The following is a 17,260-nucleotide window of genomic DNA, read 5'->3' as shown; positions in this document are numbered from 1 at the left end:
CTTACGAATTGGCCAGAGAAGATGTTGCAGCGCCGGTGGGCTGCGGGTGATCCAGTCCCACACAGTGGCGGACTGGAGTGAACACACACAGCCACGCACAAAAACGCGATAGCAGTGAGTTACAGGGAATACACCAGAGAACAGATCCGCGGTGGCGGTTTCTATCGGGTGCGCAACCACTCTAGCAGGTTCGGTCGGCAGCGCGCGTGCCTCGACACACGAGAAGAGCCCCTTCCCGTCAGGCGGGAAAGGGCTCTGGTCTCGGCCGAAGCTAGGCGTCGGTGCGGATGACCGTGGCACCCTTGAAGTCGACGGCCAGCATCAACGTCTCCCAGGGCGTCTCGCTCGTCCGGGCCACCAGGTCGGCGGCCACCAGGCGCTGGCCGGGGTCGCTGGCCAGGACCAGGATCGACGGGCCGGCGCCGGAGACGACGGCCGCGAAACCGTGCTCGCGCAACAGGGTGATCAGACGGTTGGTCTCCGGCATCGCCGCGGCCCGGTAGCTCTGGTGCAGCTTGTCCTCGGTTGCGGCGAGCAGCAGCTCCGGGCTCTGAATGAGCGCGGCGATGAGCAGCGCCGAGCGCGACAGGTTGAAGACGGCGTCCTCGTGCGGCACCGACTCCGGCTGCAGGCTGCGGGCCAGAGCGGTGGACATGGCGTGCACGGGCACGAAGACCATCGGCGAGACGCCGCGGTGCACCATCAGCTTCTTGTGCTTGGGGCCCTCCGGCGTCATCCAGGCGATGGTCAGGCCGCCGAACAGGGCGGGCGCCACGTTGTCCGGGTGCCCCTCCATCTCGGTGGCCAGCACGAGCAGCGCGTCGGAGTCGATCTCCACGATGCCCTCGAGCAGGCCTTTGGCGGCCATGATGCCCGAAACGATGGCGGCACCGGATGACCCCATGCCACGCCCGTGCGGGATCACGTTCTCGGCGACCAACTTGAGCCCCGGCAACGGGATCCCGTAGGCGGCGAAGGTGTGCGCGATGGCGCGCACCACGAGGTTGGTCTCGTCGGTGGGCACCTCCCCGGCGCCGACGCCGTGCACCTCGACGAACACGCCGGACTCGTCGGTCACCTCGACCTGCAGGTGGTCGTAGTGCGCAAGGGCCAGGCCGAGGGTGTCGAAGCCTGGGCCGAGGTTCGCGGTGGTGGCCGGAACCTTCACGACGACCGAACGGCCCGCCAGCGCATTGCGTCCCACGACGGGGAGCGCCGTGGTCATTTCTGGCCCAGACCCAGCAGCTCGGCGATGGCGACGGTGTCGACGGGAACGATCGTGGGCTTCACGTCGCTGCCGTCCGCGGTGCGAAGTGCCCACTGCGGGTCCTTCAGGCCGTGGCCGGTGACGGTGAGCACCACGGTGGCGCCCTGGGGGATCTGGCCGGCGTCGGCACGTTCGAGCAGGCCGGCGACGCTGATCGCGGAGGCCGGCTCCACGAAGATGCCCACCTCGGCGGAGAGGATGCGGTACGCCTCGAGGATCTTCTCGTCGCTGATCGCGCCGAAGTAGCCGTCGCTGACCTCGCGGGCGTTCAGGGCGAGGTCCCACGACGCCGGGTTGCCGATGCGGATGGCGCTGGCGATGGTCTCCGGGTGCTCCACGCGGTGACCCAGCACGATCGGGGCGCTGCCCGCAGCCTGGAACCCGAACATCCGGGGCAGTTTGGTGGTGGCGCCGCGAGCGAGTTCTTCGCTGTAGCCGCGGAAGTAGGCGGTGTAGTTGCCGGCGTTGCCGACCGGGACGATGTGGATGTCCGGGGCGTCTTCGAGTACCTCGACGACCTCGAACGCGGCGGTCTTCTGGCCCTCGATGCGGTCGGGGTTGACCGAGTTGACCAGGTGCACGGGGTAGTTCTTGGCGAGGTCGCGGGCGATGTCGAGGCAGTCGTCGAAGTTGCCCTGCACCTGCAGCAGCTGTGCGTTGTGCGCGATGGCCTGGCTGAGCTTGCCCATGGCGATCTTGCCCTCCGGCACCAGCACGACGGCCTTGATGCCGGCGTGGGTGGCGTAGGCGGCGGCCGACGCTGAGGTGTTGCCGGTGGAGGCGCAGATGACGGCCTTGGCACCGTCTTCGACGGCCTTGGAGATGGCCATCGTCATGCCACGGTCCTTGAACGACCCTGTGGGGTTCATGCCCTCGTACTTGACCCAGACCTTGGCGCCGGTGCGCGCGGAGAGCGCGGCGGCGGGGATCAGCGGGGTGCCGCCTTCGCCGAGCGTGATGATCGGGGTGGCGTCGCTGACGTTCAACCTGTCGGCATACTCGCGCAGCACACCGCGCCACTGACGGGACGGGGTCTTGACCATTTGGTGCTGACCGGTCTCTCGTTCGCTGGACATCAGACTCCTTCAACTCTCAAAACGGATGCGACATTGGTGACGACACTGTTCGCGGCAAGGTCGTTCACGGTCGCGGCAAGCGCAGCCTCCGTGGCCTCGTGCGTTCCAATGACTAGGGTAGCTGTGCCCGACACGGGCTCGTGACTGGCGGTTCCGGGCTGCTCGAGCGTCATCGACTGTTCGACTTGCGCGAGCGAGACGTGGTTTTTGCTGAACACTCCGGCGATCGTGGCGAGCACGCCGGGCTCATCCGTCACCTCGAGGGTGACGGCGTATCGGGTGGTGACCTTGCCGATGTCGAGCACCGGCAGGTCGGCGTGGCTGGAGGCCGCGTAGCCAGGGCCGCCCATCACGTGGCGGCGGGCGACGGAGACGAGGTCGCCGAGCACGGCGGATGCGGTCTGCACTCCCCCGGCCCCGGCGCCGTAGAACATCAGCGGGCCGGCGGCCTCGGCCTCGACGAAGACGGCGTTGTTCGCGCCGTGCACGGAAGCGAGCGGGTGGCCGCGGTGCACCATGGCCGGGTAGACGCGGGCAGAGACACCCTGTTCGCCGGTCTCCGGGTCGGTGAGGCGTTCGCAGATCGCGAGCAGCTTCACGACGTAGCCGGCCTTCCGTGCCGACTCCATCTGCTGCGGGGTGACCTGAGTGATGCCCTCCCGGTAGACCTTCTCGAGGGGCACGTTGGTGTGGAACGCCAGGCTGGCCAGTAGGGCTGCCTTCTGCGCGGCGTCGTAACCTTCGATGTCGGCGGTGGGGTCGGCTTCGGCGTAGCCGAGTTCGGTCGCGGTGGCCAGGGCTTCTTCGAGGCTGTCGCCGGCCACATCCATCCGGTCGAGGATGAAGTTGGTAGTGCCGTTCACGATGCCGAGAATCCGGTTGACGGTGTCACCGGCGAGGCTGTCCCGCAGCGGCCGCACGATAGGGATGGCGCCGGCGACGGCGGCTTCATAGTTGAGCTGGGCGCCCACCTGGTCGGCGGCTTCGAACAGTTCGGCACCGTGCTGGGCGAGCAACGCCTTATTGGCGGTCACGACGTCGGCGCCGGAGTTGATCGCCGTGAGGATGTAGCTGCGGGCGGGCTCGATGCCGCCCATCAGCTCGATGACGATGTCGGCGCCGAGGATCAGCGAGTCCGCGTCGGTGGTGAACAGCTCACGGGGCAGGTCGACGGTGCGTGGGGCGTCGAGATCGCGCACCAGGATGCCGACGAGTTCGAGGCTCGCGCCCACCCGGTTGGCGAGCTCGTCGCGGTGCTCGAGCAGCAGGCGGGCCACCTGGGCACCGACCGAACCACCGCCGAGCAGGGCGACACGCAGATTGCGGTATTCGATCATCGGGTAGTTTCCTTCATTTGATTGGTCGAGCTTGTCGCCCCAGTTCCGTTGGTCGAGCTTGTCGTGACCTTGTGAGTCGACCTCGCTAGACCTGCGTCCCGCGCCAGTAAGTCGTCAATCGTCTCCCCGCGCACGATGACCCTGGCCTTTCCGTCTACGACGGCCACAACGGCCGGCCGTCCCAGATAGTTGTAGTTGCTCGCCAACGACCAGCAGTACGCTCCGGTCGCGGGCACCATCACCAGATCTCCCGGCGCCACATCCCCGGGCAGGTAGTCGGCGTCCACGACGATGTCGCCGCTTTCGCAGTGCTTGCCGGCGATGCGCACCAGCGCGGGCTCGGCATCCGACACCCGGTCGGCGAGCCGCACCGAGAACTCGGCGCCGTAGAGCGCGGGGCGGGCGTTGTCGCTCATGCCGCCGTCGATGCTCACGTAGAGCCGGGTGTTCTCGCCGATGCGCACGGGCTTGGTGGTACCCACCTCGTAGAGGGTGACGCCGGCCGGTCCGATGACGACCCGGCCCGGTTCGATGGCGATCACCGGCACCGCGATGCCGCGGCGCGCGCATTCGGCGGCGACGATGTCGGCCAGGCCGGCGGCCAAGTCGGCGATCGGGCTGGGATCGTCGGTGCTCGTGTAGGCGATGCCGAAGCCGCCGCCGAGGTTGAGTTCGGGTACCGGGCCGTCGGTCAGCAGCTCGGCGTGCAGGCTGAGCAGGCGCGACGCCGACTCGGCGAAGCCGTCGACGCCGAAGATCTGTGAGCCGATGTGGCAGTGCAGGCCGAGGAAGTTCAGGCTCGGTTCGGCGCGGATCGCCGCGACCAGGGCCGGGGCGTCCTCGAAGACCACACCGAACTTCTGGTCTTCGTGCGAGGTGGCCAGGAATTCGTGGGTGTGCGCGTGCACGCCGCTGTTCACGCGGAGGCGCACGTTCTGCACGACCCCGTGCCGGGCGGCCGCCGCGGCGACCCTGTTTATCTCGACCGGGCTGTCGATGATGATCGTGCCCACACCCAGGCGGGTGGCGTCGTCGATCTCGGCGCGCGACTTGTTGTTGCCGTGAAAGCCGATCCGGCCGGGTTCAACACCGGCGGCCAGGGCAACGGCGAGTTCGCCGCCGCTGCAGACGTCGATGTTCAGGCCGGCGTCCACCATCCAGCGGGCGACCTCGGTGGAGAGAAACGCCTTGGCGGCGTAGTACACCTTGACGGTGGTGCCGATGCGGGCGAACTCGGTGTCGAACGCTGCGCGCAGCTCCGCGGCGCGGGTGCGGGCATCCGTCTCGTCGATCACGTACAGCGGGGTGCCGAATTGGGCCGCCAGCTCGGGGGCGCTGACGCCGCCGATCGTGATCGCACCGGCGACGGAGCGGTGCGCGGAGGAGGGCCAGAGGCCGTCGGCGAGCGTGTTGGCATCAGCTGGAGAGCTGAGCCACTCGGGGGCGAGTGGATTATGGGCCACGGGTGAAAACCTCACAGGAGTCAAGTGGGTGTCTCACGAAGTGGCGAGCGAACCCGGATTGGTCCCTGAAGCCAGCGAAGAGACGCGCCGAAAGAGGCGCGGGAATCTACCGGAATTCTAGCGACTGCGAGTTGCGCGCGCCGAATCAAGCGGTGGAACAGCTGCCCAGGGTGGTGAGCGACTGTTCGGTGAGCGTCAATGTGCTCGACTCCAGCGTAATGCGTGCGCGCTCCGCTGTGGTCTGCACGTCGCTGAGTGTGACGCCCTGCGGCAGGTAACCGGCCAGGCACACGCTGATCGGCTCGTTGCCGAGCACCAGGTCCAGGAGCCCGCTCACGTCCAGGCCACCGGCACCGGAGGTCACCCGCGCGTCGGTCGGGGTGAGCACGAGTGAGTCGTCGGTGACGCTGGGGGTCGCGGTGGCCTGGTAGCCGACGGCCAGGCCGAACACGCTCAGCTCGCCGGTGTAGGTGACCTGGTCGGTGCCGAGCTCGAGTTCCGCGTTGCGCGCGGCAGGGGCGGCATCCGCTTCGGCCAGTGCGGACTGCAGCAAAGTGTTGAGGGCGGCCTGGTCGAGGTCGATGGTGCCGTTGACATGGTCGATGGGCTGGGTCGTGTCGGTGGGCACGCCGGTGGCGACGATCGATACGGATGCCGGCACGCCGTTGACGGTCAGGGTCGGCGCGGTGAGCTCCACACGTTCGAAACTGCCGGTGAGGTACTGCGCGATCACCGAGGTGCCGCCGATCGCCGCCTCGACGTCGCCGGTGACACCGGCGGGCAGGCCGGCATCGATCTCGTTGGCGATGCGGTCTTGCGCGTAGCCGCGGAGGCCCGCGTCGGCGGCGAAGTAGATGCCCACCAGCGCGAGCAACACCACCAGCGTCACCAGCAGCCGGCGAGCGGGCCGGCGGCGTTTGGGCAGTGTCGAGCTCGTCACGAAGGAGCGCTCCGGTCTACATGCGCTCCGGCGCGGAGACGCCGAGCAGACCCAGGCCGTTGCGGATGACCTGGCCGGTGGCGTCGTTCAGCCACAGCCGGGTGCGGTGCAGGTCGGTGACCGGCTCGTCGCCGAGCGGGATGACCCGGCAGTTGTCGTACCAGCGGTGGTAGTAGCCGGCGACCTCTTCGATGTAGCGGGCCACGCGGTGGGGCTCGCGTAGTTCGGCGGCCTGGGCCACCACGCGCGGGTACTCCTGCAGCACACCGAGAAGCGCGGACTCGCTGTCGTGGGTGAGCAGTTCGGGGGCGAACGCACTGCGGTCCACGCCGGAGTCGGCGGCATTGCGGCCGACGGAGCAGGTGCGGGCGTGCGCGTACTGCACGTAGAAGACCGGGTTCTCGTTGGTGCGCTTGCCGAGCAGGTCCAGGTCGATGTCCAGCTGGGAGTCGCTCGAGGAGCGCACCAGCGAGTAGCGGCCGGCGTCCACGCCAACCGCGTCGACGAGGTCGTCGAGGGTGACGATGGTGCCGTTGCGCTTGGACATCCGCACGGGCTCGCCGCCCTTGAGCAGGTTGACCATCTGGCCGATGAGGATCTGCAGGTTCACGCCGGGCACGTCGCCGAACGCCTCGACCATGGCCATCATGCGGCCGATGTAGCCGTGGTGGTCGGCGCCGAGCATGATCAGGTTCTGGTCGAAGCCGCGCTCGCGCTTGTCGAGGTAATAGCCCAGGTCGCCGGAGATGTACGCCGGTTCGCCGTTCGAGCGGATGATGACTCGGTCGCGGTCGTCGCCGAAGGTGGTGGTGCGCAGCCAGATGGCGCCATCTTCCTCGAAGATGTGGCCGAGTTCGCGCAGGCGCTCGATGGCGCGGTTGACGGCGCCGGATTCGTGCAGGGAGTCTTCGTGGAAGAACACGTCGAAGTCCACGCCGAAGCCGTGCAGCTTCTCCTTGATCTCGGTGAACATAAGGTCCACGCCGATGGAGCGGAAGATTTCCTGCTGTTCGTCGCGGGGCAGGACGGCGATGTCACCCTCGTAGATCTCGACGACCTTGTCGGCGATGTCACCGATATACGCTCCGCCGTAGCCGTCTTCGGGGGTGGGCTCACCCAGGTAGGCGGCCAGCACGCTGCGGGCGAACCTGTCGATCTGCGAGCCGTGGTCGTTGAAGTAATACTCGCGCGTCACATCCGCGCCCTCGGCGATCAGCACGCGGGCGAGGCTGTCGCCGACGGCTGCCCAGCGCACGCCACCCATGTGGATGGGGCCGGTGGGGTTGGCCGAGACGAACTCGAGGTTGATCTTGATGCCGTCGTACAGGTGGCCGGTGCCGTAGACCGGGCCGGCGTTGACGATGATCTGCGCGAGGGCGCCGGCGGCGGATGCCTCGAGGCGGATGTTGATGAAGCCGGGGCCGGCGATCTCCACGGAGGCGACCTCTGGCATGGCTTCGAGGCCGGCGGCGAGTTCGGCGGCCACGGCGCGCGGGTTGGTGCCCAGCGGCTTGGCGATCTTCATCGAGACGCTCGAGGCCCAGTCACCGTGGTCGCGGTTGCGCGGGCGCTCCAGCGACATGTCGGCTGCGACCAGACCGAGATCTGCGATCTCCGCCCCTTCGCCTCGTCGGCGCTCGACCAGGGAGTTGACGAGGTCGAGCAGGGACTGGGAGAGTTCGGCAGGGGTCACGGCGAACAAGCTTACCCGCCGTCCCGGTTGGTAAGGTCAACGAGTGACCCACTCCAGCTCGTCCTCCTTCGCCACCGGCCGCCGACTGCGCGCCGCACTCGCCCTCACCGGCGCTTCGCTCGCTCTGATCGCCCTGGCCGGATGCGCACCGGCGGGCGACACGGAGCCCACCACGTCAGCCACGGCAAAGCCGACCAGCACTGCCACGTCGGAGCCCACCGCCACGGCGGAACCCACGGTGTCGGCCACGGCGTCGGCCACCCCTGCGCCGGCAGCCGAAGGCACCGCCGTGGACAAGAGCTGCGACCAGGTCCTCACGGCGGACGACGTCTACGAGATCAACCCCAATGTGAGTGTCGACCCGGGTTATTCAGCGTCGAGTGACACGGCCGTGACCGCGACCACTTATAACGGCATCGCCTGCGGCTGGATCAACAATTCCAGCGGCGAGGTCATCGACGTGTCAGTGGCAATGCCGAACGAGGCGCTCGCCAATACCTTGAAGGATGCGGCCCTGGCCGGCGGCGAGGTCGTGCCGACCTACGGCAGCGCTCCCGACGTAGAGGGCTACTTCAGTGCCGATACCGGCACCGCTCAGGTCTTCACCGGTGGGTACTGGGTGGCGGTCTCCTCCCCCGCCATGATCGAGCCCGGCGATGCCGAGCGCGTCATGAGCACGGTTATCGGCAACCTGTAGGGCTCTTCGGGAGGATCGCTCCTCCTCCACAGGCCGGTTTTTCCGGACCTTTCCACAGTTTGGTTTCTGGGCCTGGGAGTGTCGGTGCTGGGTGCTTCACTGTGCCTATGGCCACCTCAGCTGCCACACCCGATCACACCCCCGGCGACACCTGCGATGCCGCTTCGGACCCCGCGGTCAGTGCTGCGGTGGATCCTGTCGCGGCGGCGATCAGCGCGGTCATCGACCCGCTGATCTTGAACGAGAAAGTGATCGCGGCCGGCTACGCCGAGCGCAGTCGGCTGCTGACCGAGTTGGACCGGCTGGGCCATGAATCGCGCATCCTCGCGGGTCTGTGTGGTGACCCTGTCGAGTCCGGTCGGAACGACCCTGATACCGGCGCGCACGGCCCGGCCTGGGACGACGAGGAGCTCGCCCGCCGCAGCATGGCCGCCGAGGCCGCCGGGGCGCTACGGCTGACGGCCACCACGGCGGGCATGATGATCTTCGACGCCGCCCGCCTCACCGGCCAACTGCCCGGCTTCCACCAGGCCCTGAGCCGCGGCAGCATCACCTGGGGCCACGCGGTGAAGATGCTCACCCTCACCGACGGGGTCCCGGAAGAAATCCTGCCCGCGTTTGAGGAGAAGGTGCTCCCGGCGGCGGAGAAACTCACCTCCACCCAGTTCGTCCGGGTCGCCGGCCGGATCCTCGAACGGATGCACCCGGTGCCGTTGCAAGACCGCGCCGACGCCGGCTTCGCCAAGCGCCGGGTGGTGCTCCGCCCCGACGCCGACGGGATGGCGTGGCTGAACGCTTACCTCAAGGCCGAGGACGCCCAAGCGATCTACGACCGGCTCAGCCACATCGCCACAGACCTCGACACCGACGCTGACGCCGCCCCGGCGCCCGGCTCCGACTCCCCTGTCCCCTGCCGCAGCAAGGACCAGCGCCGCGCGGACGCGTACCGTGACCTGCTCCTGGACGGTGTCGGGCCCAGTGGCCTCGGCCACGGCATCCGCGGCACGGTCAGCATCACGGTGCCGGCGCTGACCCTGCTGGGCCGAAGCGACGAACCCGCCATCCTCGACGGCTACGGCCCCATCGACCCCGAGACCGCCCGCCAAATCGCGGGCACGGCGACCAGCTGGTCCCGCATCCTCACCCACCCCGAAACCGGCTGTCGACTGAGCATGGGCCGCGACACCTACAACCCGCCCGCCGACATGCGCCGCTACCTCGACGCCCGCGACCAAACCTGTCAGGGCATCGGCTGCAACCGGCGAGCCACGCTCAGCGACATCGACCACACCCGGCCCTGGTGCACCGGCGGCCCCACCGACGTCGACAACCTCGTACACCTCTGCAAGGCCTGCCACCGCCTCAAACACCAATCCAGCTTCACCACCCGCCAAGGCCCCGGCGGCGCCCTCACCTGGACCACCCCCGCCGGCAAGACCTACACCTCAGCGCCCACCAACACCGACCCCACCACCTACGACCCCACCACTTACGACCCCACGACCTACGACAGCCAGCCACTCGGCCTCAGTAACTCGGCGGTCTCGCCACCGACGCCACCGGAACCAAAGCTGCCGGCCGCGTCCAAGCGGTCGGCCTCCGCGTCTCGACGCAGCGGCGAAGAGCCTCCCCCGTTCTAACCGCTCTGTCCAGCTGCGCCTGTTCGTCACCCGCCCAGCAACCGGCGCACCAATCGGCGCAAAGACGTCCGCCCAGGGATGCTAACCTAGAGGTTCCTGGGCCCCCATAGCTCAGGGGATAGAGCACTGCCCTCCGGAGGCAGGGGCGGCAGTTCGAATCTGCCTGGGGGCACATTTTGTCACGTGACACGCCAGTTCGGACTCCTGCCACCTAGTTCGGACAAACGGCATGCGAATTCCAAGAGTTCATCCCGCGGCAGTCCATGAAACTGTTGCGATGACTCCGTTCCATTCCCCGTCGGGTAGGAGCGGATTGCTCCTCGTTGCGTCGATTCCTGTGCCGTTGACGCGGCCCCCAGCGAGTGTCACCATTAACACATGGCTCGAACCCTTGAAGCCGACTACCTTGTGGTGGGCGCGGGTGCCATGGGGATGGCATTTACCGACACGTTAATCGACCACGCCGACGTGCGCGTCGCGATGGTCGACCGCCGTCACGGGGTCGGCGGGCACTGGCTGGAGGCGTACCCGTTCATCAGGCTGCATCAGGCCTCGGCGTTCTACGGCGTCGCCTCGAGCATGCTGGGTGGCGGCAAGCTCCAGGTGAGCGGACCGGAGACCGGGCTTCAGGAGCGGGCGAACCAGGCGGAGATCACCGCGTACTACGGGCAGATGCTCGACCGGATGTTGGAGACGGGCAAGGTCGACTTTCTGCCCAACAGTCACTTCGACGGCGACCACACCGTCGTCTCGCATATCGCAGGGGTTCAGTTCGAGGTGCCCGAGTCGTGCCGGATCGTGAACGCCCACTACCTCGCTCCCAGCATCCCGGCCGAGACGGCACCGCCGTTCGATGTCGCCGACGCGGCTCGCGTCCTGCCCATCAACGACCTCGCGCGGCTGGAGGAGGCGCCGAGCCGGTACGTCGTCGTGGGCGCCGGCAAGACCGCGAGCGACGCCTGCATCTGGTTGCTTGCGCGCGGCGTGGACCCCGACGCGATCTGCTGGGTCCGGCCTCGCGACCCGTGGATGTTCAACCGCGCGCTCATCCAACCTGAGCCCGCAATTTTCCTCAGAATGGCCGCCGACGTCATGCAGATCTCCGAGGGCGCGGCCTCGCTCAGCGGCTTGTTCCTGCAGCTCGAGGACGCCGGGATCCTTCTGCGTATCGACCGCTCGGTCATGCCGACAATGGCCAAAACACCGACTCTCGCGTCGTGGGAGCTCGACCAGCTTCGCTCCATTTCAAACGTCGTCCGCCGCGGGCACATCGAGTCTGTGGATCGCGGCAAGCTCACCTTCGCCGACGGCGCCATGCGGGTTGCGGATGATGCCCTCGTCGTGCACGCCGCGGCGGACGGCCTGAAGTACCCACCCCTCGTCCCAGTGTGGCGACAGGAGGACATCACGCTTCAGCCGATCCGGACGGGCTTCCCGTGCTTCGGCGCCGCCCTGATCGGGTACGTCGAGGCCACCCGCACCGACGATGCCGAAAAGAACCGGCTCTGCCCGCCTTCGAACTACGGCAATTCGATGTCCCAGTGGGCTAAAGCGACCGTTCTCGGCACCCGGGCCGCGATCAACTTCACTGCCCAGCCCGACATCAAGGCGTGGTCGGACGGGGTTGCGCTCAACCCCGCGCGAGTGCCGCCGGGATACCCGCATTCCGCTGCGTTGGACGACGCTCGCGAACGTCTTGCGATCCACACCCGTCCGGCGCTGGCGAGGCTCGTCGAGCTGATGTGAGCTCAGCCTGTGCTCGGTCGCTCTTTCAGTCGCGCCACCGCCCGAGCTGGCGTGCGGGGCGGCGCGCTTCTGCTCACTGTGGGGTGGGCAGGATCGCGTGTCCGATGTACGGTGGCAAAACCATCGACCTTGCACGGAGCTACTTCCGCGCAATTACGCGTGTCCGACCTTGGCAATTTGTCCGGACTGGACTGTCACGCGACAACATTTGTCACGTGACACGCAACTTCGGACTTCTGCCATCTAGTTCGAACACACCGCAGACCAGCTCGTGGGAGTTCTGTACTCGTTAACTCGCACCGTCACTTTCCGGGGTCTCGTCACCGGACTGATCTGGCAACAGTCCCAGGGTGCGGGCCCGACGGTAGAACGTGGCGCGGGACATCCCGAAGTCGCGTGCGACCTGTGCCGTTGGTTCTCCGGCTTCGATGAGTCGGTTGGCGTTGCGGATTTGTCGGTTCGTGATTCTTCGCGGTCGGCCACCAAGGTTCTTGCCGGCCTTGCGGCGTCTATCGATCGAGTCGAGCACACGCTCACGCTTGATTTCGTGTTCCATCTGCCCGAGAGCAGCCATGATTGTGAACAACATGGATCCCATCGGTGTCCCTGTGTCGACGTCTTCGCCGCCCAGATCGAGGACGCGAAGCTCAACGCCTCGGTCGCTAAGCCTTTTGGAGACGGCAAGAACGTTCTGCGTCGACTGCCCCAGCCGATCCAGCGTCGCGATCACGAATGTGTCGCCAGGTTCAAGCGCTGCGAGTGCGGCATAAAACTGAGGACGAGCTGCCCGCGCTCCGGAACTCCCCTGATCGATATATAGGTCGTCACGCCGCACACCCGCCGCCAAGAGCTCGGCCCGCTGCACGTCAGTATCTTGCTGCCGAGTCGATATCCGCGCATAGCCAATCAGCTTGATCACAGCACTCCTTAGTTGTCTCATAACTAACGATGCGCACTGTAATTCACGTCGAGGGTTATGCAACGTAGTTGTAAGACTCGACCCGTAGTGAGATTCAGGTGATTTCGGAGGAAGTCCAGATCACGGCGAGGAGACGTCTCGAATCCCTAGGGTTTCGAGACAGATGTGGGCTATTCCAGCTCCGGTGGCAAGTGGGCCTTCAGAGTGGGCGCTAGCCGGTCCGACGGACACATCAGGGGTGTGCCAACGACGAAGCACAGGATGCAGCTCCCGACCAGTGCCAGTACCAAGCCGCCTTGCGGGTGCCCCTGGAAAGTGCCAATGAGAACTACAACCGCTCCAGCCAAGGCAAGAACGACGCCGCACAACACGAGCGCACCACCAAGACGAACTGATCGAGACAACCCCGATCGAGAGGTCCCCGCTGCAGTGATATCGCGGCCGGATCCGTCCGGCTCTCGCGGGAGCGTCGTCGGCGGTGTCAGTATCCGGTCACTGTGTCGTCTCGCAGTTTCGAAGGCCACAGGTGACGGGTGGGCGACGTAGCTGCCGGCCTGTGGGACGCCTGCGATAACCATGAAGTCATCGAATCGGTCCGGGCGAACCAGGTACATCGTGGGAACGGTTTTGTAAGTGGAGTACCGGCTCAAGCCAATGTGCTGTGCTGCGAGTGCTCCCGCACGCCGTTTCAAAACTGTTCCGACGACCATTGCACTCATCACGAGCGAGCACTCCCACGAAGCCGACGACGAGTAGCGCAGCGCCGTACTGCTCCGGCGCAGACACCATACGGCCTACGAATGTAGCCAACATGATGGTTCCGATGCCCGCTGCCACCGCCCCAAACACGATCGGGTCGGCCTTACGGCGCACTCTCGCTGCTTCCGAGCCGATTCGCTGAACCCACGCGTCGGTTTCTTCGCCCTGAGGCATTGATTTCCTCGTTTCGGCGACTGTCGAGTGCGGAGTGGCAGGTGCTCGTATGCGCGACGATTGACACCTTAGGACATGGGACGGCAAACGCATGATCGATGTGCGTGACCAACGGCTCCGAGAGGTCGCATATGCTCGGGCCATGTCGCGAAGATTTTCGCTAGCCTCCCGAACAACTCTTGGCTTGATAGGCGGGCTCGTTTCAGTGGGGCTGTTGGCGGGGTGCAGCCTCTTCGAGCTGAGGACGTCGTCTCCCGACGAGGTCGAGACAGCGAACCTGCGGATCTCAGCTGATCAGATCAGCTACTCCTTCGACGGCTACTGCGGAGTCGGAGTGAAAATCGAGAACCTCAGCCCCACGCCGATCAAGTTCAACGAAAGCGACCTTGCAGTCTTCGATGGCTCAAGCTCGACCGAGTGGGATCTTCCCTTCGGCGGTCGCGCCGGATCAGTGACGACGGAGCACCGAGGTTATGCGATCGGCGAGTTCCCCTCGATCATCGAGCCGGGCGCCACCGCTACGGATGCCTTCGTCGTGTACTGCAAGGAAGGCAACACGTACACAGTCACCGTCACTTCACTCGACGGCGACAGCGCCTCATTCGATTTCACCAGCGCGCCAGGCGGTTGACATGGGCGCAGCTACGATCGGGCTCCTGCTGGTCGTCGGCCTGTTCATATGCGCCGGGTTGTTGTTCGGCGTATAGGTGCCGGGTTGTTGCGTACGGGTAGCCGCCTGCGGGTGCCGGCTCCTCCTCTGAGCCCAACCTCGGTGTCTCATAGCCTCGGTGTCTCGTATCCCATACGAACAGCGGCAGACGCTGCTACTGCGGCGTCCGCGGGAGCAATACCCACGAGACTTTACGCGTCGGTAGGGTTTCGAAACAGGCAAGCCCAACAGGCGTTGAGAAAGTTGCTTTGGGTCCGAGGGTCAAACCCCGAGCTGCGGGATTCCAACCAAATAGCCAGTGCAGCCGGGCTCTCGAACTTTCGCTTGGAGTGGGTGCGCTTCGCAGGATTGTGATCCGATCCCAACGGGCATGGACGGTTGCCGGTCATGGCAGGCCCTGGAGAATCTAGGCTGCCCGAATTGGGGGCAGAACGCGAGGAGTAGGGACCAGATAGATGGCGGAGCTTGCCTACACTGCCCACTACTCTCGCAAGAGGAGCCGTGTTGTTTTTTTTCGGTCCGCCCGGACAGAAGAGAACGATCAGAGGGTCCGGTCCGTCGTTTCTACGCCGATGCAACTGCGGATAGGAACTGATGCGGATCGACTACGCGCGTTGGCCAGGCGACTAGGCATCTTCAGCGTCGTCGGCTAGAGACCCTAGATACACCTTCTGTCCGTTTCGTTCAAAGGATTCGCCGTATGCGCACGACCCGGACTGGCCGCATCGCCCTCACGCCGGCTGTTTTGCTCGCCATCGTGGTCCTCAGCGGATGCACTGCGGGGCCCCCGATAGAACCGTCAGCGTCCGTCGCACCAACACCAGCGGCAGCGAGCTTTTACACCTGCGACGACATTGCCGCCCTTGATGACGTGGCACCCGTTTTCGTCACCGCCGACGGAACCGCGCCGACCCCGGTGGCCGCGATCCAGCCAGCGTTTAACCTCATTGACTACGTCGTGCCAGCCCTGGGCGGTCTGTCCTGCTCCTGGCGGGTCGGCCCCGCGGTCACCAACCCGTTGCTCGACCCCGTCGATTTCGACTGGGCTTACGTCAGCGTCAAGGTCGTTCCCGGCGGCGCCGACTCATGGGCGCCCTACACGGTGGGCGACGACGCCTTATCGTTCGGCGACGGCCCTTCCGACACCGCGATGACCATCGGAGGCATTGAAGCGGCGACCGGGTGCGGCTACGACACCGGCTGCTTCATCAGCGCGCCGGTCGGCGATGCCTGGGTCGAAATCGTGTTGAGCACGAACTGGATCCAACGCGACGGTTGGTATTTCTCCGGGCTGACGCCCGACGCGATTCTGGCGCAGATGCAGCCGCTCGCGGCATCCGTTTTCACCGCTCTGACGGATGCTCAGCCCGGCCAGTTGGTCTGGCCGACGGTCGATCTGGTCGAACACGAATCGGACTGCACCCGCGCGGTGGGGTCGGAGGGCATCGCCACGGCTCTCGGCGTCGACTCGCTCGAATACGAAGTCCGGTCCCCACCAAACGGCTTGACCTACTTTGAGAACTACGTGGCGCAGCGGGCCGGGGTATTCCAGTGTGATGTGGATGCCGACGTCCCGGCCGACTTGATCGGCGCCGGGGTTTGGGGTACGTCTGTCACGGTCGGTTACGACCTGGCCGGACTCGTCGACACGATGGTCTCCACACCAGACACCCAGGCCCTGCCGACGATTGCCCTGAAGGGCGCGGTCGAGGGTGAGCACGCCGTGCAGATGTGCTCCGACGTGACACCGTTCTGCGTCGTGATCTTCTCACTCGGCCAGTCGGCCTACCAGGTCGCGTCGACCAGCGACACGGTGGCTATCGCCGAAGCGATCATCGCCCACACCCGCTAGTGGTCATGTTTGTAAGGTCGGCGAGGGTTATTGACTGTCCGACAACGCGACACTGTCAATGGACGACAGCCTCCATCGTCTGGCTGGCAAAAGAGACCTTAGATGCACCTTCTGTCCGTTCATTCAAAGGATTCGCCGCATGCTCAAGACCCGGACTGACCGCATAGCCCTCATCGCGCTGCTGATGCTGCCCACTCTCGCGCTCGTAGGATGCGCCGAAGGGGCCGCCGAGGCTCCGGAGCCCACTGTGGCCAGCGCACCCGTGTCGAGCTCGACCCCGACTGCAACCCCCCAAGTCGAAGCGGCGGAACCTGTGTGGCCAAACGACCGGTGTCAGGACGAACAGCTCGCCGCTGAGCTTGTAGAGCGTCCCGACCTTTCTACAGCGACCCGGGAGGGGCTCGCGATCGTGCTCACGAACGTGTCGGAGCAATCCTGCTCCTACTACGGGGGACCAGGAGTGCTGTTGCTCGGCGCCGACGGCACTAATCTGGCCAGCCGTGACGACAAGATATTGGGCCCCATCGAGCCGGAGGCCGGGGCGCTCGCCCCGGGCGAGTCGGCCCAGGTGGAAGCGCTCCTCACGTACGTCGTCACGTACGACTGCACGCCGGCGAAAGTGACGACCATCCGGGTGCTCGTTACATCGGATGGTGCTGGCCCGGGCATCGACGCGCCAGCTGATCTGCAGGTCTGCGGCGACGCTTGGACCGACTTCACGGTCGGGTCCCTCGTTCCTGCATCCTGACTCCGCCGGATGCCGCGCTGCGCGCGGCAGGCCGTCGTCCTGTTGAGACTGCACATCTGAAGCACTGTTTCGTTACTCATGTGTGTCATATCCCATGGGATCCGAGACGTTGGCATTCACCCTTGGGCTATGCGGCATCCGCGTGGGTTGCCCCGTGTTTAGCATGCGAGCTTTCTTCGCAGCGCTGTTGTGATGAAGCGAAGGTTGGTCGATAGGTCGCGCGGGAGGAGCGCTGGGCGCATGGATAGGGGCGTCTCTGGGTGTCCGCTCGGGCGGCGA

Annotated in this window: 13 protein-coding genes and 1 tRNA gene; 7 read left to right on the top strand and 7 right to left on the bottom strand. The window is 66.1% G+C overall.

Annotated elements, in window-relative coordinates; all coding sequences use genetic code 11:
- Positions 1-271: 271 nt before the first annotated feature.
- The 6 genes from thrB to argS form a co-directional block, all read right to left on the bottom strand.
- Complete coding sequence (thrB, locus tag B7495_RS04020) at positions 272-1,225, bottom strand: homoserine kinase (RefSeq protein WP_088455437.1); 954 nt, start codon at positions 1,223-1,225, stop codon at positions 272-274.
- Positions 1,222-2,343 (bottom strand): threonine synthase, encoded by a 1,122-nt coding sequence (gene thrC, locus B7495_RS04015; RefSeq protein WP_370028224.1) that lies wholly within the window; start codon positions 2,341-2,343, stop codon positions 1,222-1,224. Before thrC ends, thrB begins: the two co-directional genes overlap by 4 nt.
- Positions 2,343-3,680 carry a homoserine dehydrogenase gene (locus B7495_RS04010; protein ID WP_088455436.1) on the bottom strand — a complete coding sequence of 446 codons (1,338 nt, stop codon included), beginning with the start codon at positions 3,678-3,680 and terminating at the stop codon, positions 2,343-2,345. Before B7495_RS04010 ends, thrC begins: the two co-directional genes overlap by 1 nt.
- Entirely contained in the window at positions 3,677-5,143 is a 1,467-nt protein-coding gene (gene lysA, locus B7495_RS04005; RefSeq protein ID WP_088455435.1) for a diaminopimelate decarboxylase, read from the bottom strand. The genes B7495_RS04010 and lysA overlap by 4 nt, the downstream gene beginning before the upstream one ends.
- A 145-nt stretch (positions 5,144-5,288) precedes the next feature.
- A complete protein-coding gene (locus B7495_RS04000) occupies positions 5,289-6,083 on the bottom strand; it encodes a DUF2993 domain-containing protein (RefSeq protein WP_088455434.1) in 795 nt (264 codons plus the stop codon).
- Positions 6,084-6,099: 16 nt separating this feature from the next.
- Positions 6,100-7,776, bottom strand: coding sequence for an arginine--tRNA ligase (argS, locus tag B7495_RS03995; protein WP_088457891.1), 1,677 nt, complete (start codon positions 7,774-7,776; stop codon positions 6,100-6,102).
- A 43-nt stretch (positions 7,777-7,819) separates the two neighbouring features.
- On the opposite strand from argS, the gene B7495_RS03990 reads away from it, so the two are divergent.
- The 4 genes from B7495_RS03990 to B7495_RS03975 all read left to right on the top strand — a co-directional run bounded on the left by B7495_RS03990 (position 7,820) and on the right by B7495_RS03975 (position 11,859).
- The gene (locus tag B7495_RS03990; protein ID WP_088455433.1) at positions 7,820-8,473 is read left to right on the top strand and encodes an iron ABC transporter ATP-binding protein; all 654 of its coding nucleotides are present in this window, start codon (positions 7,820-7,822) and stop codon (positions 8,471-8,473) included.
- 107 nt (positions 8,474-8,580) lie between these two features.
- Positions 8,581-10,113, top strand: coding sequence for an HNH endonuclease signature motif containing protein (locus tag B7495_RS03985; protein ID WP_088455432.1), 1,533 nt, complete (start codon positions 8,581-8,583; stop codon positions 10,111-10,113).
- A 100-nt stretch (positions 10,114-10,213) separates the two neighbouring features.
- A tRNA-Arg gene (locus B7495_RS03980) sits at positions 10,214-10,285 on the top strand.
- A gap of 206 nt (positions 10,286-10,491) precedes the next feature.
- Positions 10,492-11,859, top strand: a complete 1,368-nt coding sequence (locus B7495_RS03975; protein ID WP_088455431.1) for an NAD(P)-binding protein — start codon at positions 10,492-10,494, stop codon at positions 11,857-11,859.
- Between the two features lie 289 nt (positions 11,860-12,148).
- Here the strand turns inward: B7495_RS03975 and B7495_RS03970 are convergent, their stop codons facing one another.
- Positions 12,149-12,778 (bottom strand): recombinase family protein, encoded by a 630-nt coding sequence (locus tag B7495_RS03970; RefSeq protein WP_088455430.1) that lies wholly within the window; start codon positions 12,776-12,778, stop codon positions 12,149-12,151.
- 1,075 nt (positions 12,779-13,853) lie between these two features.
- Here B7495_RS03970 and B7495_RS03965 point away from each other — a divergent pair.
- The 3 genes from B7495_RS03965 to B7495_RS03955 all read left to right on the top strand — a co-directional run bounded on the left by B7495_RS03965 (position 13,854) and on the right by B7495_RS03955 (position 16,981).
- Positions 13,854-14,342, top strand: coding sequence for a hypothetical protein (locus tag B7495_RS03965; protein ID WP_151199523.1), 489 nt, complete (start codon positions 13,854-13,856; stop codon positions 14,340-14,342).
- Between the two features lie 739 nt (positions 14,343-15,081).
- Positions 15,082-16,233: a hypothetical protein gene (locus B7495_RS03960; protein WP_151199522.1), complete on the top strand. Its 1,152-nt coding sequence runs from the start codon at positions 15,082-15,084 to the stop codon at positions 16,231-16,233.
- A 139-nt stretch (positions 16,234-16,372) separates the two neighbouring features.
- Positions 16,373-16,981 carry a DUF4232 domain-containing protein gene (locus B7495_RS03955; RefSeq protein ID WP_165787964.1) on the top strand — a complete coding sequence of 203 codons (609 nt, stop codon included), beginning with the start codon at positions 16,373-16,375 and terminating at the stop codon, positions 16,979-16,981.
- Positions 16,982-17,260 lie beyond the last annotated feature (279 nt).

Origin of the sequence: Cryobacterium sp. LW097 (assembly GCF_002205495.2) — a bacterium.
Lineage (GTDB): Bacteria > Actinomycetota > Actinomycetes > Actinomycetales > Microbacteriaceae > Cryobacterium > Cryobacterium zongtaii.
Note: the sequence above shows the minus strand (reverse complement) of the source record. Positions and strands in the feature narration are given on the sequence as shown.

Bases quoted from the DNA above. Each gene is read 5' to 3' on its own strand.
- B7495_RS03965 (WP_151199523.1), top strand. From the start codon at position 13,854: ATGTCGCGAAGATTTTCGCTAGCCTCCCGAACAACTCTTGGCTTGATA.
- thrC (WP_370028224.1), bottom strand. From the start codon at position 2,343: ATGTCCAGCGAACGAGAGACCGGTCAGCACCAAATGGTCAAGACCCCG.
- B7495_RS04010 (WP_088455436.1), bottom strand. From the start codon at position 3,680: ATGATCGAATACCGCAATCTGCGTGTCGCCCTGCTCGGCGGTGGTTCG.
- B7495_RS03975 (WP_088455431.1), top strand. From the start codon at position 10,492: ATGGCTCGAACCCTTGAAGCCGACTACCTTGTGGTGGGCGCGGGTGCC.
- B7495_RS03960 (WP_151199522.1), top strand. From the start codon at position 15,082: ATGCGCACGACCCGGACTGGCCGCATCGCCCTCACGCCGGCTGTTTTG.
- B7495_RS03985 (WP_088455432.1), top strand. From the start codon at position 8,581: ATGGCCACCTCAGCTGCCACACCCGATCACACCCCCGGCGACACCTGC.
- thrB (WP_088455437.1), bottom strand. From the start codon at position 1,225: ATGACCACGGCGCTCCCCGTCGTGGGACGCAATGCGCTGGCGGGCCGT.
- B7495_RS03955 (WP_165787964.1), top strand. From the start codon at position 16,373: ATGCTCAAGACCCGGACTGACCGCATAGCCCTCATCGCGCTGCTGATG.